The organism is Xanthobacter lutulentifluminis (assembly GCF_043194675.2).
GTDB lineage: Bacteria > Pseudomonadota > Alphaproteobacteria > Rhizobiales > Xanthobacteraceae > Xanthobacter.
Genome location: NZ_CM195525.1, coordinates 408285 through 432036, shown reverse-complemented (window position 1 = coordinate 432036; position 23752 = coordinate 408285). Strand labels below are relative to the sequence as shown.

Below are 23752 nucleotides of genomic sequence, written 5' to 3'. Positions count from 1 at the left end.
ATGGCCGAAACCGCGACCCGCGAGCGCCTCTACCTGTTCGACACCACCCTGCGCGACGGGGCGCAGACCAACGGGGTGGACTTCACCGTCGCCGACAAGCTGCGGGTGCTCTCGCTGCTCGACCAACTGGGTGTGGACTATGTGGAGGCGGGCTATCCCGGCGCCAATCCGACCGACACCCAGCTGTTCGCCCAGGAGCACGACGCCCGCGCCCGTGTCACCGCCTTCGGCATGACCAAGCGGCCCGGCCGCTCGGTCTCCAACGATCCGGGCGTCGCCGCGCTGCTGGAGGCGAAGGCCGATGCCATCTGCTTCGTCGCCAAGTCCTCCGCCTATCAGGTGCGGGTGGCGCTGGAGACCACGAAGGAGGAGAACCTCGCCTCCATCCGCGAGAGCGTCGCCGCCGCCGTCGCGGCCGGGCGCGAGGCGCTGGTGGATTGCGAGCACTTCTTCGACGGCTTCAAGGAAGACCGCGACTTCGCCCTCGCCTGCGCCCGCGCGGCCTATGAGGCCGGCGCCCGCTGGGTGGTGCTGTGCGACACCAACGGCGGCACCCTCCCGCACGAGGTGGAGGCCATCGTCGCCGAGGTGGTGAAGGTGGTGCCGGGGGATCACGTGGGCATCCACGCCCACAACGACACCGAGCAGGCGGTGGCCAACTCGCTGGCCGCCGTGCGGGCCGGCGCGCGGCAGATCCAGGGCACGCTGAACGGCCTCGGCGAGCGCTGCGGCAATGCCAACATGTGCTCCATCATCCCGACGCTGCTGCTGAAGAAGGACTATGCCGAGCGCTTCGACATCGGAGTCTCGCGCGATGCGCTGGCCGACATCGCCAACGTTTCGCGCACGCTGGACGAGATGCTGAACCGCGCCCCGGACCGCCACGCGCCTTATGTGGGCGAGAGCGCGTTCGCCACCAAGGCCGGCATCCACGCCTCGGCCATCCTGAAGGACCCGGCCACCTACGAGCACGTGCCGCCGGAGGCGGTGGGCAACCGGCGCAAGCTGCTGGTGTCGGACCAGGCCGGCAAGTCCAACGTGCTGGCGGAACTGGAGCGGCTTGGCGTGCCGGTGGACAAGGCCGACCCGCGCGTCAACCGGCTCCTGGACGAGGTGAAGACCCGCGAGGCGCTGGGCTATGCCTATGAGGCGGCGGATGCCTCCTTCGCGCTGCTGGCCCGGCGCATCCTCGGCTCGGTGCCGGATTTCTTCGACGTGGAGCGCTTCAGCGTGAACGTGGAACGCCGCTTCAACGCGCGCGGGGAGATGAGCACGGTGGCCGAGGCCATCGTGAAGGTGAAGGTGGGGGAGGAGGTGCTGATCTCCGCCGCCGAGGGCAACGGCCCGGTGAACGCCCTGGACGTGGCGCTGCGCAAGGACCTCGGCAAGTACCAGCCCTTCATCTCCGGGCTGCACCTCACCGACTATCGCGTGCGCGTCCTGAACGGCGGCACCGAGGCGGTGACCCGCGTGCTCATCGAGAGCGCGGACGAGAAGGGCGAGCGCTGGACCACGGTGGGCGTGTCGCCGAACATCATCGACGCCTCGTTCGAGGCGCTGATCGATTCCATCACCTGGAAGCTGCTGAAGGAAGGCGCGACGGCCTGAGCCGGCCGCCCTCCCGTCGACACAGTGTGCAATGCTGCAAGCGCCGCTTTGGGAAAATGCCGGCGTTTGCAGAGGTATCCCTTGCTCCACGTCAATGTTCGTTGCCGCGAAAGGCGCACGATCGCGCTCAAGTATTGATCGTTCTGGTCAATACAATTCTCGCGACAGGGGCATTTACCATGTCAACTTCATCTGGAAGATTTGACCTTACGGATCCAATGGTGGTCATAAGGCTCGCATGTGGGCTGTTCTACTTTCCTCATTCCATATCGAAGATCGTCGGGTTCTCGGGTTCCGTGGTCTTTTTCACAAAGGCGGGGTTCCATCCGCCGGAGTTCTTCGTGGCCCTGTCCGTCGTGATGGAGCTCACGTGCGCCGTGGGCCTGACCCTCGGGCTGTTTCCGAAGTATCTTGGGATCGTCTCGGCCGGGCTGATGGCGGTTGCGGCCTATGCCACCGCCATGGTGCATGGACTGGGCTGGTTCTGGGCGCAGCATGGCATCGAGTATCTGGTGTTCTGGGGCGTGGCGTCGCTCGCGGTTGCGCTGCATGCCTGGAACGCCAACCCCGGCTTCTTCGGCCTGTTTGCCTGGCCGCTGCGGAGGGCGAAGCCCGCCACCGCGTGAGGGCTGGCACCACATGAAGGGATGGGCCTGCGTGTCCCATCCCCGAGGGCGGACGAAATGACGAGAAGGGGCGGGATGCGGTCGGTGCCGCACTCCCGCCCCTTCTCGTTTCGCTCGATGCGCCGGTGATCGATTTGCCGGCCGGCTCAGTCCTTCGCGAGCGCCTTGAGCGCCGCCAGCACCGCTTCCGTATCCGCGCCGAGGCGGGGGCTGGCGCTTTTCGCCACCTGGCGCTCGCCGTCGAGCACGATGGGGCTCGCCACCGCCGGCACCGTGCCGCCGCCGGCCTCCTTCAGGTCCACGCGCAGCCCGCGCGCCTTGACCTGCGGATCCTCGAACACCTGCGCCACCGTGTTGATGGGCCCGGCCGGCACGCCCTGCTTCTCCAGCAGGGCGAGCAGGTCGTCGCGCTTGAAGGTGGCGGTCAGCGCCGAGAGCTGCGGCACCAGCTCGGCGCGGTTGGCGACGCGCTCGGGATTGGTGCGATGGCCCTCGGCCTGCGCCAGCTCCGGCGCGCCGAGCACGGCGCAGAAGCGGGTGAACTGGCCGTCATTGCCCACGGCCGCGATGAAATAGCCGTCGGCGCAGGGGAAGACCTGATACGGCACGATGTTGGGATGGGCATTGCCCATGCGCTTGGGCGCCTTGCCCGAGGCCAGATAGTTCATGGCCTGGTTGGCGAGCACGCCCACCTGCGTGTCGAGCAGCGCCATGTCCACATGCCCGCCGGTTCCGGTCTCCTCGCGCCGGCGCAGGGCGGCGAGGATGCCGATGGTGGCGTAGAGGCCGGTGAAGATGTCGGCGAAGGCGACGCCCACCTTCTGCGGCTCGCCGTCCGGCGCGCCGGTGAGGTCCATGATGCCGCCCATGCCCTGCACCAGGAAATCGTAGCCGGCGCGCGGCGCATAGGGCCCGTCCTGGCCGAAGCCGGTGACGGAGCAATAGACGAGGCGCGGGTTCTCGGCCTTCAGGCTCTCATAGTCGAGGCCGTACTTCTTGAGGCCGCCGCACTTGAAATTCTCGATCAGCACGTCGCTCTGCCGGGCGAGCGCGCGGATGGCGGCCTGCCCCTCGGCGGTCTCGAAATCGATGGCGACCGAGCGCTTGCCGCGGTTGGTGGCATGGAAATAGGCGGCGCCGAGATCCGCCCCGTCGGCGCCGGTCAGGAAGGGCGGGCCCCAGCTGCGGGTATCGTCACCGGCGCCCGGCCGCTCGACCTTGATGACCTCGGCGCCGAGATCGGCGAGCATCTGCCCGCACCACGGCCCGGCGAGGATGCGGGCGAGCTCGAGGACACGCAGGCCGGCCAGGGGAGAGGGGCCGGAGCGGGGAGCAGACATGGACAATCTCCCGGATGAAGAAAGCCCCCCTCCCGGCAGGGAGAGGGGAAGGGGGCGGGAAGTCGCATGGTGCCGCGTTGGGCCGCCATGGAGCCAGTCTCCCCGCCCTGACCCTCTCCCCGCCCATATCCGGCTTTCGCCGGGTATGGAATTGCGAGATCGAAGTCGGCAGCGGCCGACTTCGAAGGGAGAGGCGCATCAGGCTGGCCGGGCGCTCAGAAGAACGCCTGGATGCCGGTGAGGGCGCGGCCGATGATGAGGGCGTGGATGTCGTGGGTGCCCTCGTAGGTGTTCACGGTCTCGAGGTTGGCCGCGTGACGGATCACGTGGAACTCGGCCGAGATGCCGTTGCCGCCATGCATGTCGCGGGCGACGCGGGCGATGTCGAGGGCCTTGCCGCAATTGTTGCGCTTCAGGAAGGAGATGGCCTCCACCGGCAGCTGGCCGTCGTCGAACAGCCGGCCGGCGCGCAGGGCGAGGTGCAGGCCGAGGGCGATCTCGGTGGCCATGTCGGCCAGCTTCTTCTGCACCAGCTGGGTGGCCGCGAGCGGCTTGCCGAACTGCTTGCGGTCCAGCGTGTACTGGCGGGCGGCGGCAAGGCAGGCCTCGGCCGCGCCCATGGCGCCCCAGCCGATGCCGTAGCGCGCGCGGTTGAGGCAGCCGAACGGGCCGGCGAGCCCGGCGGCGTTCGGCAGCAGGTTCTCTTCCGGGATCTCCACGCCGTCGAGCACCACCTCGCCGGTGATGGAGGCGCGCAGCGAAAGCTTGCCCTCGATCTTGGGGGTGGCGAAGCCCTTCATGCCGCGCTCTACGACGAAGCCCTTGATGGCATTGTCATGGGCGGCGGACTTCGCCCACACCACCGCGAGGTCGGAGATGGGCGAGTTGGTGATCCACATCTTCGCGCCGGTGAGGCGGTAGCCGCCGTCGATCTTCTCGGCGCGGGTGCGCATGCCGGCCGGATCGGAGCCGGCGTCGGGCTCGGTCAGGCCGAAGCAGCCGACCCACTCGCCGGTGGCGAGCTTGGGCAGGTACTTCTTGCGCTGCTCCTCGGTGCCGTAGGCATAGATGGGGTGCATGACGAGGGAGGACTGCACGCTCATGGCCGAGCGGTAGCCCGAATCCACCCGCTCCACCTCACGCGCGGCAAGGCCGTAGGAGACGTAGCCGAGGCCCGCGCCGCCGTATTCCTCGGGGATGGTGGGGCCGAGCAGGCCGAGCTCACCCATCTCGCTCATGATCTCGCGGTCGAAGCGCTCGTCGAGATAGGCGGAGGTGACGCGCGGCAGCAGCTTCTCCTGCGCATAGTCGCGCGCGGTGTCGCGCACCAGGCGCTCTTCCTCGGTAAGCTGGCCGTTCAGGTCGAACGGGTCGGTCCAGTCGAAAGCGGCCTTCGAGGTAAGGGACTTGGCTGCGGCCATCGGCGCGTCTCCCGGTTGCGAGCCCGCCGAATGGCGACGGGCTACGTTTACATTCCGACCAGTCGGTATATAATTATCGCGCCCCGGTCAAGGGAGAGGAACGCTGGAAGACGAAAAGACCAAGCCGCGCCGTCCGGCCGCTCCCGCGCGGAGCCGACGGCCGCCCTCGGCCCGCCCCGGCCGCCCGCCGCTGATGGATGATCCGCGCGCGGAAATTCTGCGCCAGGCGGCGCAGCTGTTCGCGCAGAAGGGCTATGTGGAAAGCTCGCTGAACGAGCTGGCGCGCGCCATGAACTACTCCAAGGGCGCGATCTACAACTATTTCTCGTCGAAGCAGGAAATCTACGACGCCATCATCATCTACACGCTGACCGGGCTGTACGACTCGGCCCGCGCCGCGGTGGTGGACACCGATCCGCCGGCGACGCGGCTGCGGCAGTTCATGGTCGCCCACGCCCGCTTCCTCGCCGACAATTACGACTGCTTCGTCACCATGCTGGTCGGCTATTCCGGCATGGCCAACAGCGAGCTGAAGGACGACGCGCTCGCGCTGCGCGACGCTCATGAGGGCCTGCTGCGGCGCATCCTCGCCGACGGGGTGGCAGACGGCTCGTTCCGGGCGGTGAGCGCCGCCATGACCGGCCGCGCGGTACTCTCGCTGTTGAGCTGGATGGTGCGCTGGTTCCGGCCCGGCGGCGGCAAGTCCGCCGAGGAGGTGGCGGAGGAATATCACGACCTGCTGGTGCGGGGGCTGCTGCCCTGATGTGTCTGGCAGGTCCTGGAAAGAACAAGGCCCGCGACGGTGTCGCGGGCCTTTCCTTTTGCGCAGGGCTTGCGGGCGCGGGGTCGCCGGATCGCTCAGGCGATGCAGCCGAGGAAGCCTTCCTCCAGCCCCTTGGCGTCGAGCTTGCGGCCGATGAAGACGATGCGGCTCAGGCGCTTCTCGTCGTCCTTCCACGGGCGCTGGTGATCGCCGTCGAGGATCATGTGCACGCCCTGGAACACGAAGCGGTCCGGGTCGTCCTTGAACGAGAGGATGCCCTTGGAGCGCAGGATGTTCGGCCCCTCCAGCTGCACCAGGTTCTGGACCCAGGGGAAGAAGCGGTCCGGATTCAGCGGCTTGTCGGTGGAGAAGGAGACCGACTGCATCTCCTCGTCGTGGACCGCCTTCAGGCCGTGATGGTGGTGGCCGTGGTCATGGTGGTGGCCATGGTCATGATCGTGGCCGCAGCCGCAGTCGGGGCCGTGCTCGTGCCCATGATCGTGATCATGGTGGTGGTGCTCGTCCTCCTCCAGGAAGGCGGGCTCGATCTCCAGGATGCGGTCGAGGTCGAACGCGCCCTGGTTCAGCACCTTGTCGATCTCGATCTGCGACTTCTGCGTGCGGTAGAGCTTGGCATAGGGGTTGATGCCGCGGATGCGGGCCTCCACCTCGGCCAACTCGCCGGGGGTGACGAGATCGGTCTTGTTGACGAGGATGACGTCGGCGAACGCCACCTGGTTCTTCGCCTCGGGCGCGTCCTTGAGCCGGTCGGAGAGCCACTTGGCATCGGCCACCGTCACCACCGCGTCGAGCCGGGTCTTGGCCTGCACCTCCTCGTCCACGAAGAAGGTCTGCGCCACCGGGGCCGGATCGGCGAGGCCGGTGGTCTCGACGATGATGCCGTCGAAGCCGTCCTTGCGGCGCAGCAGCCCGTCGATGATGCGGATGAGGTCGCCGCGCACGGTGCAGCAGATGCAGCCGTTGTTCATCTCGAACACTTCCTCGTCGGCGCCCACCACGAGGTCGTTGTCGATGCCGATCTCGCCGAACTCGTTGACGATGACGGCGAACTTCTTGCCGTGTGGCTCGGAGAGGATGCGGTTGAGGAGCGTCGTCTTGCCGGCGCCGAGATAGCCGGTCAGCACGGTGACGGGGATCTTCGCCGCTTCGGTTTCAGCCATGGGTCTCACCTGATGTGGGTCGGCGGCGACTGCCCGGCCGTGGGCCGGAGGATCGCCGCCGCGGAAGCTTCGGGCGCTGTCAGCTCGCGAGCGCGGAGGACAGCTCGCGGACGTTCGAGCGCATCATGTCGATGTAGGTGCTCGCCGGGCCTTTGTCATCGGAGAGGGCATCGGAATAGAGCTCGCCGCCCACCTTGGCGCCGCTTTCCCTGGCGATGCGCTGGGTGAGGCGCGGGTCGGTGATGTTCTCCACGAACACCGCCGGGATCTTCTGCGCCTTGATCTGGCGGATGATGCGCGCCACGTCCTTGGCGGAGGCCTCGCTCTCGGTGGAGACGCCCTCCGGCGCGATCAGCACCAGCCCGTAGGCTTCGCCGAAATAGCCGAAGGCGTCGTGGGAGGTGATGATGCGCCGCTGCGCCTCGGGAATGCGGGCGAGCGCCGACTTCACCTCGCCCTCCAGGGTGTCGAGCCTGGCGAGGTAGGCGGCGGCGTTGGCGGTATAGGTGTCGCGGCCGGCGGGGTCGGCGGCGATCAGGCCATCGCGCACGTTGGCCACATAGACCTTGGCGTTGGCGATGGACTGCCAGGCGTGGGGATCGATGTCGCCGTGGCCGTGCTTGTCCTTCTTGCCCGCCGGCGCATCGTCATGATCCTCGAAGCCGGTGCGCGGGGTGATGCCCGTGGTGGCCACGACGATGGTGGCCTTGGTGCCGGAGGCCTTCACCAGCCGGTCGAGCCAGCCCTCGAAGCCGAGGCCGTTGACGAACACCACCTTGGCCGCCGCCATCGCCTTCGCGTCGGCCGGGGTCGGCTGGTAGACGTGGGCATCGCCGTTGGGGCCGACGATGGTGGTGAGCGCGATGCGCGCGCCGCCAACCTCCTTCACGAAATCTCCGAGGATGGAGAAGGAGGCGACCACCGGCAGCTTCTGCGCGGGGGCGGCGTCCTGGGCGCGGGCGGGGCCGCCGATGGCGGACGCCAGCGCGGCGGCCAGCGGCAGGGAGAGAACGAGGCGGCGGGAGATCATCTGCGATTTCCTCTTCAGGCTTCCAGATGGCGGCGCGGGGTGACGCGGGTGATGAGCCCGCCGACCGGGCCGAGGATGACGGCGAGGGCATAGGCGAGGCCGGCCATCAGGATGATGGAAGGCCCGGACGGCGTGCCGAGGTGGTAGGAGACCAGCAGCCCGACGGTGCCGGCCGCGAAGGCGATGGCGGTGGCGAGCGCCACCAGCGCCGTGAGGTCGCGCACGAAGAAGCGCGCGGTGGCCGCCGGCAGCATCATGAGGCCCACCGCGAGCAGCGTGCCGAGGGCATGGAACCCGCCCACGAGGTTCATCACCACCAGCGACACGAAGGCGATGTGGCTCACCCCGCCCGCCCGGCTCACCGAGGCGAGGAAGGTCGGGTCCACGCATTCCAGCACCAGCGGCCGCCAGATGACGGCGAGGGTGACCAGCGTCACGGTGCTGATGCCGGCGATGAGAAACAGCGTCGCGTCGTCAATGCCCAGCACGGTGCCGAACAGCACGTGCAGCAGGTCCACGTTGGAGCCGCGCAGGGAGACGATGAGCACGCCCAGCGCCAGCGAGATGAGGTAGAAGGCGGCGAGGGATGCGTCCTCCTTCATGCCGGTGGCGCGCGCCACCACGCCGGCGCCCACTGCCACCAGCAGGCCGGCGGCAAGCCCGCCCGCCGTCATGGCGAACAGGTTGAGGCCGGCGAACAGGAAGCCGATGGCGGCGCCCGGCAGGATGGCATGGGCCATGGCGTCGCCGGTGAGCGACATGCGCCGCAGCATCAGGAAGGCGCCGAGCGGCCCGGCGCCGAGCGCGAGGGCGAACACGCCGGCCAGCGCCCGCTGCATGAACTCGAACTCCGCGAACGGAGCGATGAGAAGCTCGTAAGGGCTCATTGCCGTCTCTTCGGGCGCAGTCTCCGCAGCCGCGGGTCACGCGGGCGGAATGCGGCGGCTCAGGCCGCGTCGGTGCAGGGGGCGGCGCCGTTGCGCCAGGCTTCGGCCATGCGGCGGGCGCGCAGCAGATTGTCGGGGCCCAGCGCGTCGGCGGTGGGGCCCCAGGCGATGGCGCTGCGCGCCAGCAGCAGCGTTTCCGGGAAGGTGGCGCGCACCAGGTCGAAATCGTGCAGCACGGCGATCACGGTGCGCCGCTCCCCGTGCCAGCGGCGCACCAGCGCCACGAGATCGGAGACGGTGCGGGCGTCGAGCGCGGTGAACGGCTCATCCAGCAGGATCACGCGGGCATCCTGCAGCAGCAGCCGCGCGAACAGGGTGCGCTGCATCTGCCCGCCGGAGAGCGTGCCGATGGGCCGGGCCTCGAAGCCCTCCAGCCCCACGGCGGCGATGGCGTCCTCGATGCGGCCGCGATCGGCCCGGCCGATGCCGCCGAACAGGCCGGCGCGGCGCCACAGGCCCATGGCCACCATGTCATAGACATTGACCGGGAAGCTGCGGTCGATCTCCGCGCCCTGCGGCAGATAGGCGATGTCGCGCGGGGAGAGGCCGTGCCGGTCGATGGCCCCGCCGAGCGGGCGCAGCGCGCCGCTGATGCCCTTCAGCAGGGTGGACTTGCCGGCGCCATTGGCGCCGCACACGGCGAGGAGCGTGCCTTCCTCCACATCGCCGGAGAGATGGTGCACGGCGGGGTGGCGCTCATACCCGAGGGTGAGGTTGCGGAAGGAGATCTGCGCGCTCACACTTGGCTTCCCGTCACCAGCAGCACGATCGTCCAGAGCGCGGCGATGAGCACGCCTGCGATCACCAGCCGGCCGCCGAGCGAAAGCCGCAGCACCGAGGGACCGAGGCGGACGGCGGGCCGCGCCGCCGCGGCGGGGTGAAGGTGCCCGTGCGCCTCATGGGCGTGACCAGGGGAGGCGTGATCGGGGGAGGCGTGACCGGGGGAGGCGTGATCGTGCGCGGCCGCGTGCGCGGCAAGGGGGTGCGCTTCATGGGGGTGCGCTTCATGCGGGTGGGCGGCAGGATCTTGCGCCGCCGCGCCCGGCATCGCCACGACGCGCGCGCCGGCCCGCTGGGCGTCGGCGCGGGTCTCGTCGGTGGCGGCGGAGAGGGGCATGTCGGCGGTCCGGATGATCTGTCGGCAGCGTTGATACAGTGTATCAGCATGCCTGTCCAGCGCCCCTCGCGCAGTCGTGTCATGCGGTGGCCGGCATCTCCATGAAGGCGCGGAAGCCGCCGTGGGCGGTGATGTCGCGGGCGCCTTCCAGCGCCGCCGCCTCGGCGAGGAAGCCGGTGACGCGGCTGCCGTCCTCCAGCTCCACCTGCCCCAGGCCCAGCGGCGCCGGGATGGTGGCGAGCAGCTTGCCCACGCCCTCGAACGGCAGGGACCAGACCTCGCCCGCAAGCGCCGCGCCCTCCGCGGCCACCCGCACCACGCCGGGGCGGGCCACGTCGCCGGGCAGGAGCTTCATGCGATAGGCCGGCGCGGTGCGCGCGGCCTTCACGAAGCGTCCGCCCATGGCCTTGAGATCGCCGTTCAGCGCCATGCCGGAGAGATGGGCGCCGAACACGCACACATCGAGCCGGCCGGCCTGTGGCGCGGGCGCGAGCAGCGGCAGCGCCGGTGCGGGCGCATGGCCGGCGCCGAGCGGCAGGTCGCCGGTGGCGATGAAGGCGCGGCCCAGCGCCGCCATCTCCGCGTCCCGCCCGGCGGGAGCGAGCAGGGTGACGCCATAGGGCACGCCGTTGGGCGCGATGGCCGCCGGCACGGCGATGCCGCACAGGTCCATCAGGTTGACGAAATTGGTGTAGGTGCCATTGCGGGAGTTGAGGCGGATGGGGTCGGCCAGCACCTCGTCCACCGTGTAGGCGGAGGGCGCGGTGGGCAGCAGCAGCGCGTCGATGCGTGCCAGCACCGGCGCCACCTTCGCCCGCAGCTCCTTGAGCTTGTACATGGCGCGGAACGCGTCGGCAGCGGTGGCCGTGCCGCCCGGCTCGGTGATGGCGCGGGTGACCGGGTGCACCGCCTCGGGATCGGTGGAGAGCAGCTTTTCCGCCACGATCCAGCGCTCGGCCACCCAGGGACCCTCATAGAGCAGGCGCGCGGTCTCGGCGAAGGGGGAGAAGTCGATCTCCTCCAGCCGCGCCCCCATGGCCGCGAAGCGCGCCAGCGCATCCGCATAGGCGGCGGCGGCGTGGGCATCACCGAAGAACTCGCGCTGGCTCTCCGGCAGCACGCCGATGACGGGGGCGGGCGCCGGCGCGGTGAGCGGTCCCACCGGCAGGTCGCGGGAATAGGCATCCTCGGGGTCGAAGCCGGAGATGACATCCAGCACCGCCATGGCGTCGTCCACCGTGAGGGCGAACACGGAGATGCAGTCCAGCGTCTTGCAGGCGGGCACGAGGCCGGTGTTGGGCACGAGGCCGAGCGAGGGCTTCAGGCCGACGATGTTGTTCAGCATGGCCGGCACGCGGCCGGAGCCCGCGGTATCTGTGCCGAGGGAAACCGGCACGATGCCGGCGCCCACCGACGTCGCCGAGCCGGAGGACGAGCCGCCCGGCACCAGCGCCGGATTGAAGGCATTGCGCGGGATGCCATAGGGCGAGCGCACGCCCACGAGGCCGGTGGCGAACTGGTCGAGATTGGTCTTGCCGATGATGAGCGCGCCCGCCGCCTTCAGCCGGGCGACGGCCGTGGCGTCGCGCTCGGGCGTATAGGCGAAGGCAGGGCAGGCGGCGGTGGTGGGGAGGCCCGCGACGTCGATATTGTCCTTCACAGCCACCGGGATGCCGTAGAGCGGCAGCGCGCTGTCACCCTTCGCCTCCAGCGCCGCCGCCTCCGCCAGCACGTCGGCCTCGGGGCGCAGCGTGATGAACAGGGCCGGGTCGTCATGCAGGGCGATGCGGGCATACACGGCGCGCACCGTATCGGACACGGTGCGGCTGCCGGACCTGTGGGCGGAAAGAAGGCTGGCGACAGTCTGCATGATGAAACCCGTTCTCGGCCGCACGACGCGGTATCACGGGACTAGCAGGAAACGCGCCATCTGTATGCAATTTTCGAAAAATGTATATTATACAGATAATTATATTCATTAAATCCTGTTCGCGATGCGCGAAACACCGGGGCTGTGGCGCGCTCGCGGGCGCGGAGTGCCGGGAAAATGGGCAGGATCTGCCTCGCGCGCGCCGGAGCGACGGGCCGGCGGGGGCGACGGCACACCGCGTCGGCGCCATCGCCGGGGACCGGAAGCATGGGGATCGGCGGGATGCTAGCCGCGATCCCCGTTCTCGGGGGCGATGGTGCGGCCCGGCGGCATCTGCGGCGCGGTCACCGGCGGCGGCGGGTTGCCGTTCGGCCGGGTGATGTTCTCCGGCGCGCTTTCCGAGGGCTCGGGACCGCCGCGGTTCGAGAAAGTGTTGGCGGCGAACAGCGCCAGCACCAGAACGAACCCGGCGGCGATGAGGACACCGTTGCGGGTCATGGGAGGGCTCCCTGAAGGTTGGGGACTGCCCTCCCAACGCCGTGGACCACGCCGGGGTTTCCCGGCGCGGCCATCTGCCTGCGTGTCAGTCGCGGAACACCACCGTGCGCGAGCCGTTCAGCAGCACCCGGTCCTGCAGGTGCCAGGAGATGGCGCGGGCGAGCACCCGGCGCTCGATGTCGCGGCCCTTGCGCACCAGATCATCGGGCGAATCCTGATGCGAGATGCGCTCCACGTCCTGCTCGATGATCGGCCCCTCGTCGAGGTCGGAGGTGACATAGTGCGAGCTGGCGCCGATCAGCTTCACGCCGCGCGCATGCGCCTGGTGGTAGGGCTTGGCGCCCTTGAAGCCGGGCAGGAACGAATGGTGGATGTTGATGCACTTGCCCGCGAGCTTGGCGGACAGGTCATCGGACAGCACCTGCATGTAGCGCGCCAGCACCGCCAGCTCCGAGCCGGTGGACTTGAAGATCTCGAAGATCTGCGCCTCCTGCTGCTGCTTGGTCTCCTTGGTCACCGGCAGGTGGTGGAAGGGGATGCCGTCGAGGTCGAGGTGGGCATAGGTCTCGCGCGGGTGGTTGGAGATGATGCCGGTGATGTCCATGGCGATCTCGCCGATGCGCCAGCGATAGAGCAGGTCGGCGAGGCAGTGGTCGAACTTGGAGGCGAGCAGCAGCACCCGGCGCTTCTCGTCCTTCGGGCGCAGGGTCCAGGTGAGGTTGAACGGCGCGGCGACGGCGCCGAAGCCCTCGCGGATCTCGGCGAGGGAGGCCGTGCCCTGCACCACGTTGAACACCACCCGCATGAAGAAGCGGTTGGCCTCCGTGTCGTCGAACTGCTGCGCCTCGAGGATGTTGCAGCCCTTCTCGAACAGGAAGGTGGATACCTTCGCCACGATGCCCGGCCGGTTCGGGCTGGAGAGGGTGAGGATGAAATGCTCGGTCGGCGTCGTCATGTGATGCGTCTCTCGGGGTGGCGCCCGCAGGTGGCGGCGCGATGACAGGATGGGTTCGGCAGGACGGGAGCGCGCGCCGCGCCGCGGTCAACCTCGTCCCGTGCCGGAGAGGGCGAGCCCGTATTCCGCCGCGCTCGCGGTGAGCCAGCGCAGGAAGGCGGGCGCGAAGGAGCGCCCCACGAGAAAGCGGTAGGTGGGTCCATCGTCGCGCCGGAAGAGCGTGACGCCCACGTGGGAGACCACTGTGGTGGCGGCATCGCCGGGGCCGAACGCCGCCGGGTCGAGATCCACGCCCACGCCCTTCATCAGCGCATCGCGCACGCGGGGGCCGGAGACATCGAGCACGAGATTGGCGTCGCTCTGGTCGGTCAGCGCGGCGAGCCCGCCGGAGAGGTCGCGCAGGCGGGCGAGCAGCGTTGCGCCGGAAACCCCTTCCGCCAGCACCAGCCAGCGTCCGGGACCGGTGCCGACGGCCTCCAGTCCACCGCCGGCCGAGACGCGCGGGGCATCCACCAGCGGCAGTCGCTGGGCGGCTGCCGCTGCGAGCAGGGAGCCGACGGCGCCGCGCCGGGCCACCAGCGTGGCGGCGGCGATCCCCTCCACCACGCGGGCGGTGACGCCCGTCGAGCCCTCGGGCCCGTAATGCCCCGCGGGCACCAGCCGGGTGGGGGCGAGATGTGCGAGCAGGTCAGACACGCTGCTTCTCCCCTTGCGGATCGACGAATGCGGGAGAGCACACTTCGACCTCCATGTCACCGCCGCGCACCGGGTCATAGGCGCGCACGATCTCGCCGATCCGCTCCGGCCCGCGCTTCAGCAGCCCGAGGCCGATGGAATGGCCGAGGATGGGCGAATAGGCCACCGAGGTCATGTAGCCCTCGTCATTGGCCATGGTGGGCTCCGCGCCGACCTTCAGGAAGTGGGCGCCGGCCCTGAGCCGCGCCGCGCGGTCCACCGGCCGGAAGCCGACGAAGGTGGGCCGGTCCGGCTCCGCGAAGGCGGGACGGGCGGCCATGACGCGGCCGATGTAGTCCTTTTTCGTCGAGGCCATCTTGCCGAGGCCGAGATCGCGGGCGCTGGTCTGCCCGCTCAGTTCGTTGCCGGAGACGTGTCCCTTCTCGATGCGCATGACGCCCAGCGCCTCGGTGCCGTAGGGGGTGATGCCATAGGGCTTGCCGGCATCCATCAGCGCCCGCATCAGCGCTTCGCCCCTGGTGGCGGGCACGGCGATCTCGTAGCCCAGCTCGCCGGAGAAGGAGAGGCGGAAGATGCGCGCCTCGGTGCCGCCCATCACGGTGGTCTGCGCGGCACCCATGAAGGGCAGGGAGGCGTTGGACACGTCGAGCCCGTCCACCACCTTGGCCAGCACATCGCGGGAACGCGGGCCGGAGAGGGCGATCTGCGCCCACTGCTCGGAGATGGAGGCGAGCTGCACGTCCAGCTCCGGCCACAGCACCTGCAGGCAGAATTCCAGATGCTGGAACACCTTGGCGGCGTTGGCCGTGGTGGTGGTCATCACATAGTGGTCGTCGGCGAGGCGGGCGGTGGTGCCGTCGTCCATGACGAAGCCGTCCTCGCGCAGCATCACGCCGTAGCGCGCCTTGCCCACCGCGAGGGTGGAGAACATGTTGATGTAGACGCGATCGAGGAAGGCGCCCACGTCCGGCCCCTGCAGGTCGATCTTGCCGAAGGTGGAGACGTCGATGACACCGACGCCCTCGCGCGTCGCCTTCACCTCGCGGTTCACCGTCTCCAGCCAGTCCTTCTCGCCGGGCCTCGGGAAATACTGCGCGCGCAGCCACAGGCCGGTCTCGACGAAGACGGCACCCTCGGCCTCGGCCCACGCATGGGTCGGGGTGGGGCGGGCCGGCTTGAAGTCGACGCCCCGGTGGTGGCCCGCCAGCACGCCGATGGCCACCGGCGTGTAGGGCGGGCGGAACACGGTGGTGCCGGTCTGCGGGATGCCCTGGCCGGTCAGCTCCGCCATGATGGCGAGGCCCGCCATGTTGGAGGTCTTGCCCTGGTCGGTGGCCATGCCCAGCGTGGTGTAGCGCTTCAGCAGTTCCACCGCCCGGAAGCCCTCGCGATGGGCGAGCGCCACGTCTTTCGCGGTCACGTCGTTCTGCTGGTCCACGAAGGCCGCGCCCTTGGCCTTCACCTGCCAGAAGGGGCGGATGCCGGAGGGCGTCTCCTCCGCCACCGGAGCGGGCGAGGCCGGGCCGGTGAAGCCCGCATCCGCCGCCGCCTCGGCACCGAGCCGCGTGCCCGCGCGCAGGGTCTCGGCGAGGGCGAGGTCGCCCGCCACAGCGCCCGCCACGCTCATGCCGGGCGGCAGGGCTCCGGGCACGAAGGCGGCGATATCCTCCCGCCACACGGGCTTGCCGCCCTGGTGGCAGGTGAGGTTCAGGTTCGGCGTCGCCCCGCCGGACACGCCGAGCGCCTCCACCGCCAGCGTCTCGGTGCCCTTGGCCGTGCGCACGGTGATGGAGGAGAGGCACTTGCCGGCAGTGGCGATCACCTCGCCGCCGGCGATGACCCGCACGCCCAGTGCTTCGGCCTTTGCCGCGAGCGCCGCCGGCAGGGCCGGGCGCACGTCGATGACGGCGGCGAGCTTCAGCCCCGCGGCGGCGGCATCGAGCACGCCGGCGACGGCATGATCGTTGTTGGTGAAGGCTGCGGCGTTCACGCCCGCGCCGACGCCGAAGCGCGTGGCGTAGGTGGCGAGCGCTAGGGCGGACATGACGCCCGGCCGATCATTGCCGGGGAACACGATGGGCCGGTCGAAGGCGCCGGCCGCGAGCACGGCGCGCTTCGCCACGAACCGCCACAGGCGCTGGCGCGGCTGGAACGGGGCGGGGACGGCGAGGTGGTCGCTCACCCGCTCCACGGCGCCATATTCGCCGCCGTCATAGGCGCCGAACACGGTGGTGCGGGGCATGAGGCGCACGTTGGGCAGGCTCGCCAGCTCCGCCTCCGCCCGCGCCACGAAATCGAGCGCGCTGGCGCCGTCGATGGTGGCGCGTTCGGCCAGCAGCTTGCCGCCGAGATGGAAATCCTCATCTGCGAGGATGACGCGCGCGCCGGTCCGCCCGGCGGCGAGCGCCGCGGCAAGGCCGGCGGCGCCGGCGCCGATCACCAGCACGTCGCAGAATTGAGTGGCCTTCTCGTACTGGTCCGGGTCCGCCGCATCGGCGGCGCGGCCGAGGCCGGCGGCGCGGCGGATCATGGGCTCGTAGACCTTCTCCCAGAAGGCGGCGGGCCACATGAAGGTCTTGTAGTAGAAGCCGGCGCCGAGGAAGGGCGAGACCAGCCGGTTGAGGCTCAGCACGTCCACGTCGAGGGAGGGCCAGCGGTTCTGGCTGGTGGCCTCGAGCGTGTCGTAGAGCTCCACCATGGTGGCGCGGGTGTTGGGCTCGCGCCGGGCGCCGGAGCGCAGCTCCACCAGCGCGTTCGGCTCCTCGGAGCCTGAGGTCGCGACGCCGCGCGGGCGGTGATACTTGAACGAGCGGCCCATCAGACGCACGCCGTTCGCCAGCAGGGCGGAGGCGAGGGTGTCGCCGGGGTGGCCGCTATAGCTCCTGCCGTCGAAGGTGAAGGCGAGGGTGCGGCTGCGGTCGATGAGGCCGCCTGCGGAAAGCCGGGTCATTCCGCTGCCTCCGTGCGGGCAAAGCGCGCCGCGCTGATGGCGTGGGTGCGGGTATCCCGCGTCACCACCAGCCAGCGGCGACAGCCGTTGGCGTGGTACCAGAGCTCATCCATCACGCCGGCCACGTTGTCGCGCTCGTTCACATAGGCGTTGAAGGCATCCGCCGCGTCGGGCGCGGCGGGATCGGGACGGGTGGGCGCGGCGTCGCCGAGATAGGCGAACTCGTGGGACGAGCGCGAACCGCAATAGGGACAGGGGATGCGCATGGCTCAGTGCAGGTTCGGCTGCGCGCCGACCCCCTTCTCGTCGATGACATGGCCGGAGCGGAAACGGTCGAGGCGGAAGCCGGCGTTGAGCGCGTGCGCCTCCTCGCGGGCGATGGTCCAGGCGAAGCACCAGCCGGAGGCGGGCGTCGCCTTGAAGCCCCCGTAGTTCCACGCGGTGTTCAGGAACAGGCCGGGCAGGGGGCCCACGTCGATGATGGGCGAGCCGTCCATGGACATGTCGACGAGCCCGCCCCAGGAGCGCAGCATGCGCAGCCGGCCGATGAGCGGCATCACCGCCATGCCGCCCTCGCACACGTCCTCCACCACCGGCAGGTTGCCGCGCTGGGCGTAGGAATTGTAGCCCTCGATGTCGCCACCGAAGACGAGGCCGCCCTTGTCCGACTGGCTGACATAGAAGTGCCCCATGCCGAAGGTGATGACCCCCGGCACCAGCGGTTTCAGCCCTTCGGAGACGAAGGCCTGCAGCGCGTGGCTCTCGATGGGCAGGCGCAGGCCGAGATGCTTCGTGAGGCGGGACGTGGAGCCGGCCACCGCGAGGCCCACCTTGCCGGCGCGGATGGTGCCGCGGGTGGTTTCCACGCCCACCACCGCATCGCCCTCGCGCACGAAGCCGGTGACCTCGCAATTCTGCACGATGTCGACGCCGAGCCGGTCGGCGGCGCGGGCATAGCCCCACACCACCGCGTCATGGCGTGCGGTGCCGGCGCGGGCCTGCATCAGCCCGCCCTTGATGGGGAAGCGGGAATTGTCGAAGTCGAGGAAGGGGCACAGCGCCTTCACCTGCTCGCGGTCGAGCAGCTCGCTGTCGGCCCCGGCGAGGCGCATGGCGTTGCCGCGCCGGGCATAGGCGTCGCGCTGGGCGTCCGAGTGGAACAGGTTGATGATGCCGCGCTGGGAGACCATGGCGTTGTAGTTGAGGTCCTGCTCCAGGCCCTCCCACAGCTTCATGGACCACTCGTAGAACGGCTCGTTGCCGGGCAGCAGGTAGTTCGAGCGGATGATGGTGGTGTTGCGTCCGGCATTGCCCGAGCCGATGTGGCCCTTCTCCAGCACCGCCACGTTGCGGATGCCGTGCTCCTTGGCGAGGTAATAGGCCGTGGCGAGGCCGTGGCCGCCGCCGCCGACGATGATCACGTCATACTGCGGCTTGGGCGCGGCATCGCGCCAGGCGGGCTTCCAGCCGGTCTGGCCGTTGAGCGCATTGGCGATCAGGCTCAGGAACGAATAGCGGGACATCGATCACTCGCTGGGGGCAGGGCGAGGCACCCTTCCCTCCCTCTATATCTCGGCTTGAAACGAGGCTTAATATAAATCCTGCTTATTGTAGGGGTGAAGCCGGTGCGCGAGCTGCTGCCGTTCGATCTGAAGGCGCTGGAGATCTTCCTGTCGGTCTGCGAGGCCGGGGCCATGGCGGGCGCGGCGCGACGGCTGGGCCTGACGCAGCCGGCGGTCTCGCAGGCTGTGGCGGAGCTGGAGGCGCGCATGGGCGTCGCCCTGTTCGATCGCAGCGTCCGGCCGCTCGGGCTCACCGCCGCCGGCGGGGTGCTGCGGCAGAAGGCGAGCGCGCTCCTGTCCGAGGCGCGGCAGATCGTGCCGGCGCTGCGCGAGACCGAGCACGGGCGCCTGCCGCTGCTGCGGGCGGGGCTGGTGGATTCGCTCTCCCGCGCCCTGTCGGCGCCGCTGGCGGGCCGGCTCGCGGGCGTGGCGGAGGAGGTCTCGATCCTCGCCGGCCTCACCGCCTCCCATGCCAGCGCGCTGCTCTCCCGCCAGCTGGACCTGCTGGTGGGCGCCGACGAATTGGCCGACATCGAGGGGCTGGAACGCCTGCCGCTGGTGAGCGAGCCCTATGTGCTGCTGCTGCCCGTCGGCGTCGCGGCGCCCGAGCGGGTCGAGGATCTGGCGGCCCTCGCGGGCGACCTGCCGCTGGTGCGCTTCTCCGCCCGGTCCAAGACGGGGATCGAGGTGGAGCGCCATCTGCGCCGCCTGAAGCTCGACCTGCCGCGGCGGCTGGAGTTCGACACGCCCTATGGCGTCACCGCCATGGTGGCGGCGGGGGAGGGGTTCGCGGTGACGACGCCGCTCTGCCTCCACGAGGCGGGGGTGGATCTGGCCCGGGTGGCGTGCCGCCCGCTGCCGGGGCCGGCCTTCTCGCGCAGCCTGACCCTCATCGCCCGGCGGCAGGAGCTGGGCCGGCTGCCGCGCGAGGCCGCCGCCTTCTGCCGGCGCGCCCTCGCGGACGAGGTGCTGCCCGGCCTGCGGCAGGCGCTGCCGTGGCTGCCGGAAGGCGCCATCTCCGCCGGCTGAACGGCGAATGGCGCCGCCCCCGAAGGGACGGCGCCACCTGCCTGACTTGCCGGATGATGCCGGCGCGGCCTATTCGGCCGGCGTCGCCACCGCCTCGGAGGTGTGGTCCAGCATCTCCTCATGGAGCGACTTGTCCATGGCGATCTGCTTCATGATGAAGGCAACGAAGAACACCAGCGCGATCACCGCGAACAGCGGCTCGTAGCCCGCGAAGGGATAGACTTCCGCCGTCTCCGTGAGCTTGGCGAGGGAGGTAATGCCCGTATTCATGATCAGGTCTCCTTCGGAGTGCTGTCAGAGCTTGGCTTCGCGGCGCTGGATGCTTTCAAACGCCGCTTCCATGCCGGAGTGGTGGGGGTAGTTGGCCGGCACGTGCTTGCCGTCGAGGCCCTTGATCTCCGCCGCCACCGGCACCCGCAGCAGGCCCGCCATGGCGAGCAGCTTGGAGATGACGTAGCCGGGGATGAAGCCGAAGCCGATGGCGAACACCAGCGAGCCGATGATGTTGCCCATGGGGGTTATGATGGGCAGGCCTTCGGCGTTCACACCGAACCAGCCTACGCCTTCGCCCAAAGTGATGAGCGCGCCGGAGGAGGGCAGCACCGCCGGGTAGCCCCAGAGCGCGAAGCCCGCCACGATGCCGCCGAACACGCCGCAATAGCCGTGCACGGCCACCGCGCCCACCGCGTCGTCGATCTTGAACTTGCGCTCCACCCAATAGTGCAGCTTGTAGGCCATGACCGTGCCGGCCACCGCGATCACCAGCGCGATGATGGGGTGGTAGAGGTCATTGCCGGCGCTGGCCGAGATGAGGCCGGTGAGGCCGCCGGAATAGGTCCAGTAGGCATTGCCGTTGGACACCATGTAGGCCGCGACCATGCCGCCGAACAGCGCCAGCAGGAAGTTCATGGTCACGCCCGACAGTGTGATCGGCACGCCATAGATGTTGGTGGCGGTGAAATAGGGCGCGCCCGCGGTGCCCACGTCCACGATCGGGATGTGGCAGGCGGCGTAGAAGCCCCAGAAGCCCACGTAGATCATGAACAGGCCGATGGTGACGAGCCACGGATTGTGCGCCGGGATCTCGCGCGGGGTGCCGTCGGCGGCGAACTTGCCGATGCGCGGGCCGAGGTTGATGAGCACGCCCAGCGTCGCGAAGCCCGCCACCGAGTGCAGGATGGCCGAGCAATACTGGTCGTGGAAGCCGAGGTACTGCGCCATCCAGCCGTTGCCGGCCCAGGCCCAGGCCGCCGGGATGACCCAGGCGATCGCGCCCACATAGATGGCGAGGATGAAGAAGCCCGAGGTCTTGGTACGCTCGATGAGCGCGCCCGAGACGATGGAGGCCGCCGTCATGCCGAACAGCGCGAACGCCGCCCAGAACACGCCGGAGATGCGGTCCGTCAGGTTGGGCGCGATCTTGGTGGACCACGGCTCGAAGCCGGTGGTGAACGACAGCGACGAGGTGGAGATGGGCCAGCCCTGGAAGGCGATGTAGATCCACATGCCGAACAGGAAGAAGGCAAGGCCCACCAGCGGGATCGCCATGGTGTTCTTGAGCAGGGTGTGCTGCACGTTCTTCACGCGGGCGGCGCCCACCTCGTACATGCAGAAGCCGACGTGGATGAAGAACATGAGGACGACCGTCAGGAAGTAATAGAACTCCGTGAAGATGGTCGTCAGCGCGGCCAATTGATCTGTCATGAAGATCCCCGAACGCTGTTGCCGAGAGGCAGGGCGCAGGAGGCCGCCGCGGCAGGATGCCCCCGCGGTGCCCCTCAGTATCCCTGTTTCACTGTTGAGCAACAAATATGCCAGACAGGGATAATCATCCGGAAGGAGCCCCGGCCCGCGCAGGGGAGCGCGCTCTGGCCTGACAAGTAGCTGGAAGCATTTGGAAAAATCGCGGAAACGATTGCGGCGGGGCGACCGGCGCGCCGGCGCCGCCAGCGCGCGCGAGGGTGCATCGTCTCCGACAGCGCAAAAACTGACGTAGAGGCATCAAAGAAATGCCTGCGAACCGGGCGAATAAAACCGCGTCCCCGGAATCCTGATTATTTTTCAATGCAGGCGAAGCGTTCTCGAACGTTGCGGCATGCCTAAAGGGAAGGCGGTGGCGTCCGTCGGCCTGCCGGGTGCCGGCATCGTCGCGTGCGCACGATTGGCCTATGCTCGGCGCGCAAGCCCGGTCCAACGGGCGAGGGAGGAAAAACAATGCTCAATCGACGCGGATTCATCTCCTGCGCCATCTGCTCCGCCATGGGATATGCCGCCACCGAGGCGGCCGCCCAAGGCACGCCTCAGGCAGCCGCGCCGGCGGCCCCCTCGGGCATCACGCGCACGGTGCTCGGCAAGTCGGAACTGCCGGGCGACAGGTATGTGGTGATCCTGATGGAGGCGGAGTTCGATCCGGCGCTGAAGGTGGCGCGCCATACCCATCCGGGGGTGGAGAGCAGCTATCTCATCGCCGGCGGCGGCGTGCTCTCGGTGAAGGGGCAGGCCGACCGCACGCTGAAGGCCGGCGAGGCGTTCCAGATTCCGGCCGAGGTGCCGCACGCCTTCCAGGTGGGCGCGGAGAAGACGAAGCTCGCCATCACCTATGCGGTGGACAAGGACAAGCCCCTCGCCACCCCCGCGCCGGAGTAGGCCCCAAACGGAAAGAGCCCGGCGCGGGGAATGCGCCGGGCTCCTCCGGGACAACCGACAGAGCAGGGCTCAGATATCGAGGGTGTTGTCCCGCTCCCACTGGGTGAGGTGGCGGGAGAAGGCGTTCCACTCCTCGGTCTTCAGCTTCAGGTAGCCATCCACGAACGGCTTGCCGAGCCGCTCGCCCAGCACCTTGGACTTCTCCAGCGCGCGCATGGCGTCGAGCAGGTTCAGCGGCAGGCGCTTGGCACCCTTCACCTTGTGCCCGTCGGTGTACATGTTGATGTCGAGGCGCTTGCCGGGATCGCGCTTGTTGGCGATGCCGTCGAGGCCGGCGGCGGCGAGGCCCGCCTGGAGCAGGTAGGGATTGGCTGCGCCGTCGGCGAGGCGGAACTCGAACCGGCCCGCGTCCGGAATGCGGATCATGTGGGTGCGGTTGTTGCCGGTGTAGGTCACCGTGTTGGGTGCCCAGGTGGCGCCGGAGATGGTGCGCGGGGCGTTGATGCGCTTGTAGGAATTCACCGTGGGATTGGTGATGGCGCACAGCGCGTCCGCATTGTGGATGAGGCCGCCGATGAAGTGGTAGCCGAGCTCCGACACGCCCAGCTCGCCCTTGGCGTCGGAGAAGGCGTTCTTGCCCTTCGACCACAACGAGACGTGCGCGTGGCAGCCGGAGCCGGTGAGGTTGATGAACGGCTTCGGCATGAAGGTGGCGCGCAGGCCGTGCATCTCGGCGATGGACTTCACCATGTATTTGAAGAACACATGGCGGTCGGCGGTGAGCAGGGCGTGGTCGTAGTTCCAGTTCATCTCGAACTGGCCGTTGGCGTCCTCGTGGTCGTTCTGGTAGGCGCCCCAGCCGAGCTTGAGCATGGCGTCGCAGATGTCCTTGATGACATCGTAGCGGCGCATCAGCGCGGACTGGTCGTAGCAGGGCTTCTCGGCGGTGTCGGAAGTGTCCGAGATGGACTTGCCGTCCGGGGTGATGAGGAAATACTCGCACTCCACGCCGGTCTTCATCTCGTAGCCGAGCGCGGCGGCGGCGGCCAGCTGGCGCTTCAGCACCGTGCGCGGGGCCTGCTCCACTTCCTTGCCGCCCATGTAGAGGTCGGCGGCGAGCCAGCCGATCTCTTCCTTCCAGGGCAGCTGGATGAGGCTGGTCGGGTCCGGCACCGCGAACAGGTCCGGGTCGGCCGGCGACATGTCGAGCCAGGTGGCGAAGCCGGCGAAGCCCGCGCCTTCCTTCTGCATGGGGCCGATGGCCGCCGCCGGCACCAGCTTGGCGCGCAGGCCGCCGAACAGGTCCACGTAGGAGATGAGGAAATACTTGATGCCCCGCTCCTTGGCCACCTTGGCAAGGTCGATGGCCGCCTTGGCAGAGACGGAGGCGTGTCCTTCCGCCTCCCGTGCGATGTCGGCGATGCGCGTCATGGTCTGGTTCCTGGAATGGAAGGTGTTCGGTTTGTTGTCGGGCCGCGCCGGTCGAGCGGCGCGGCCGAAGGGCAGGGCAGGG

Annotated in this window: 22 protein-coding genes; 5 read left to right on the top strand and 17 right to left on the bottom strand. The window is 69.3% G+C overall.

What is annotated here, in order from left to right:
• Together cimA and V5F49_RS01940 are read left to right on the top strand one after the other, a co-directional pair.
• Positions 1–1608, top strand: coding sequence for a citramalate synthase (cimA, locus tag V5F49_RS01945; protein WP_394114854.1), 1608 nt, complete (start codon positions 1–3; stop codon positions 1606–1608).
• 56 nt (positions 1609–1664) lie between these two features.
• Positions 1665–2234, top strand: coding sequence for a DoxX family membrane protein (locus V5F49_RS01940; protein ID WP_509210732.1), 570 nt, complete (start codon positions 1665–1667; stop codon positions 2232–2234).
• Positions 2235–2380: 146 nt separating this feature from the next.
• Here V5F49_RS01940 and V5F49_RS01935 read toward each other — a convergent pair whose 3' ends face one another.
• Entirely contained in the window at positions 2381–3574 is a 1194-nt protein-coding gene (locus V5F49_RS01935; protein ID WP_394114856.1) for a CaiB/BaiF CoA transferase family protein, read from the bottom strand.
• 215 nt (positions 3575–3789) lie between these two features.
• On the bottom strand, positions 3790–4995 hold the full coding sequence (locus V5F49_RS01930; protein WP_394114857.1) for an acyl-CoA dehydrogenase: 1206 nt from the start codon (positions 4993–4995) through the stop codon (positions 3790–3792).
• 193 nt (positions 4996–5188) lie between these two features.
• On the opposite strand from V5F49_RS01930, the gene V5F49_RS01925 reads away from it, so the two are divergent.
• Complete coding sequence (locus V5F49_RS01925; protein ID WP_394114858.1) at positions 5189–5758, top strand: TetR/AcrR family transcriptional regulator; 570 nt, start codon at positions 5189–5191, stop codon at positions 5756–5758.
• A 95-nt stretch (positions 5759–5853) separates the two neighbouring features.
• Here V5F49_RS01925 and V5F49_RS01920 read toward each other — a convergent pair whose 3' ends face one another.
• From V5F49_RS01920 to V5F49_RS01865, 12 genes are all read right to left on the bottom strand, one after another.
• Positions 5854–6939 carry a CobW family GTP-binding protein gene (locus tag V5F49_RS01920; protein ID WP_394114859.1) on the bottom strand — a complete coding sequence of 362 codons (1086 nt, stop codon included), beginning with the start codon at positions 6937–6939 and terminating at the stop codon, positions 5854–5856.
• Positions 6940–7018: 79 nt separating this feature from the next.
• Positions 7019–7969, bottom strand: a complete 951-nt coding sequence (locus V5F49_RS01915) for a metal ABC transporter substrate-binding protein (RefSeq protein ID WP_394114860.1) — start codon at positions 7967–7969, stop codon at positions 7019–7021.
• Positions 7970–7983: 14 nt separating this feature from the next.
• A complete protein-coding gene (locus tag V5F49_RS01910) occupies positions 7984–8856 on the bottom strand; it encodes a metal ABC transporter permease (RefSeq protein ID WP_394114861.1) in 873 nt (290 codons plus the stop codon).
• 59 nt (positions 8857–8915) lie between these two features.
• The gene (locus V5F49_RS01905) at positions 8916–9656 is read right to left on the bottom strand and encodes a metal ABC transporter ATP-binding protein (RefSeq protein ID WP_394114862.1); all 741 of its coding nucleotides are present in this window, start codon (positions 9654–9656) and stop codon (positions 8916–8918) included.
• On the bottom strand, positions 9653–10033 hold the full coding sequence (locus tag V5F49_RS01900; protein ID WP_394114863.1) for a hypothetical protein: 381 nt from the start codon (positions 10031–10033) through the stop codon (positions 9653–9655). Before V5F49_RS01900 ends, V5F49_RS01905 begins: the two co-directional genes overlap by 4 nt.
• 79 nt (positions 10034–10112) lie before the next feature.
• Entirely contained in the window at positions 10113–11903 is a 1791-nt protein-coding gene (gene atzF / locus V5F49_RS01895) for an allophanate hydrolase (protein ID WP_394114864.1), read from the bottom strand.
• A gap of 285 nt (positions 11904–12188) precedes the next feature.
• Complete coding sequence (locus V5F49_RS01890) at positions 12189–12401, bottom strand: hypothetical protein (protein WP_394114865.1); 213 nt, start codon at positions 12399–12401, stop codon at positions 12189–12191.
• An 85-nt stretch (positions 12402–12486) separates the two neighbouring features.
• A complete protein-coding gene (purU, locus tag V5F49_RS01885) occupies positions 12487–13356 on the bottom strand; it encodes a formyltetrahydrofolate deformylase (protein ID WP_394114866.1) in 870 nt (289 codons plus the stop codon).
• Between the two features lie 87 nt (positions 13357–13443).
• Positions 13444–14052 (bottom strand): sarcosine oxidase subunit gamma, encoded by a 609-nt coding sequence (locus V5F49_RS01880; protein ID WP_394114867.1) that lies wholly within the window; start codon positions 14050–14052, stop codon positions 13444–13446.
• A complete protein-coding gene (locus V5F49_RS01875) occupies positions 14045–17002 on the bottom strand; it encodes a sarcosine oxidase subunit alpha family protein (protein WP_394114868.1) in 2958 nt (985 codons plus the stop codon). The genes V5F49_RS01880 and V5F49_RS01875 overlap by 8 nt, the downstream gene beginning before the upstream one ends.
• Complete coding sequence (locus V5F49_RS01870) at positions 16999–17268, bottom strand: sarcosine oxidase subunit delta (RefSeq protein WP_394114869.1); 270 nt, start codon at positions 17266–17268, stop codon at positions 16999–17001. The genes V5F49_RS01875 and V5F49_RS01870 overlap by 4 nt, the downstream gene beginning before the upstream one ends.
• 3 nt (positions 17269–17271) lie before the next feature.
• The gene (locus V5F49_RS01865) at positions 17272–18525 is read right to left on the bottom strand and encodes a sarcosine oxidase subunit beta family protein (RefSeq protein WP_394114870.1); all 1254 of its coding nucleotides are present in this window, start codon (positions 18523–18525) and stop codon (positions 17272–17274) included.
• Positions 18526–18627: 102 nt separating this feature from the next.
• Here V5F49_RS01865 and V5F49_RS01860 point away from each other — a divergent pair, with 102 nt between their 5' ends.
• A complete protein-coding gene (locus V5F49_RS01860; RefSeq protein WP_394114871.1) occupies positions 18628–19593 on the top strand; it encodes a LysR family transcriptional regulator in 966 nt (321 codons plus the stop codon).
• Between the two features lie 69 nt (positions 19594–19662).
• Here V5F49_RS01860 and V5F49_RS01855 read toward each other — a convergent pair whose 3' ends face one another.
• Positions 19663–19863, bottom strand: a complete 201-nt coding sequence (locus tag V5F49_RS01855; protein ID WP_394114872.1) for a hypothetical protein — start codon at positions 19861–19863, stop codon at positions 19663–19665.
• A 24-nt stretch (positions 19864–19887) separates the two neighbouring features.
• A complete protein-coding gene (locus V5F49_RS01850) occupies positions 19888–21297 on the bottom strand; it encodes an ammonium transporter (protein ID WP_394114873.1) in 1410 nt (469 codons plus the stop codon).
• A gap of 510 nt (positions 21298–21807) precedes the next feature.
• On the opposite strand from V5F49_RS01850, the gene V5F49_RS01845 reads away from it, so the two are divergent.
• Positions 21808–22239, top strand: a complete 432-nt coding sequence (locus V5F49_RS01845) for a cupin domain-containing protein (protein WP_394114874.1) — start codon at positions 21808–21810, stop codon at positions 22237–22239.
• Positions 22240–22308: 69 nt separating this feature from the next.
• Here the strand turns inward: V5F49_RS01845 and glnT are convergent, their stop codons facing one another.
• A complete protein-coding gene (gene glnT / locus V5F49_RS01840) occupies positions 22309–23670 on the bottom strand; it encodes a type III glutamate--ammonia ligase (protein ID WP_394114875.1) in 1362 nt (453 codons plus the stop codon).
• Between the last annotated feature and the right edge of the window lie 82 nt (positions 23671–23752).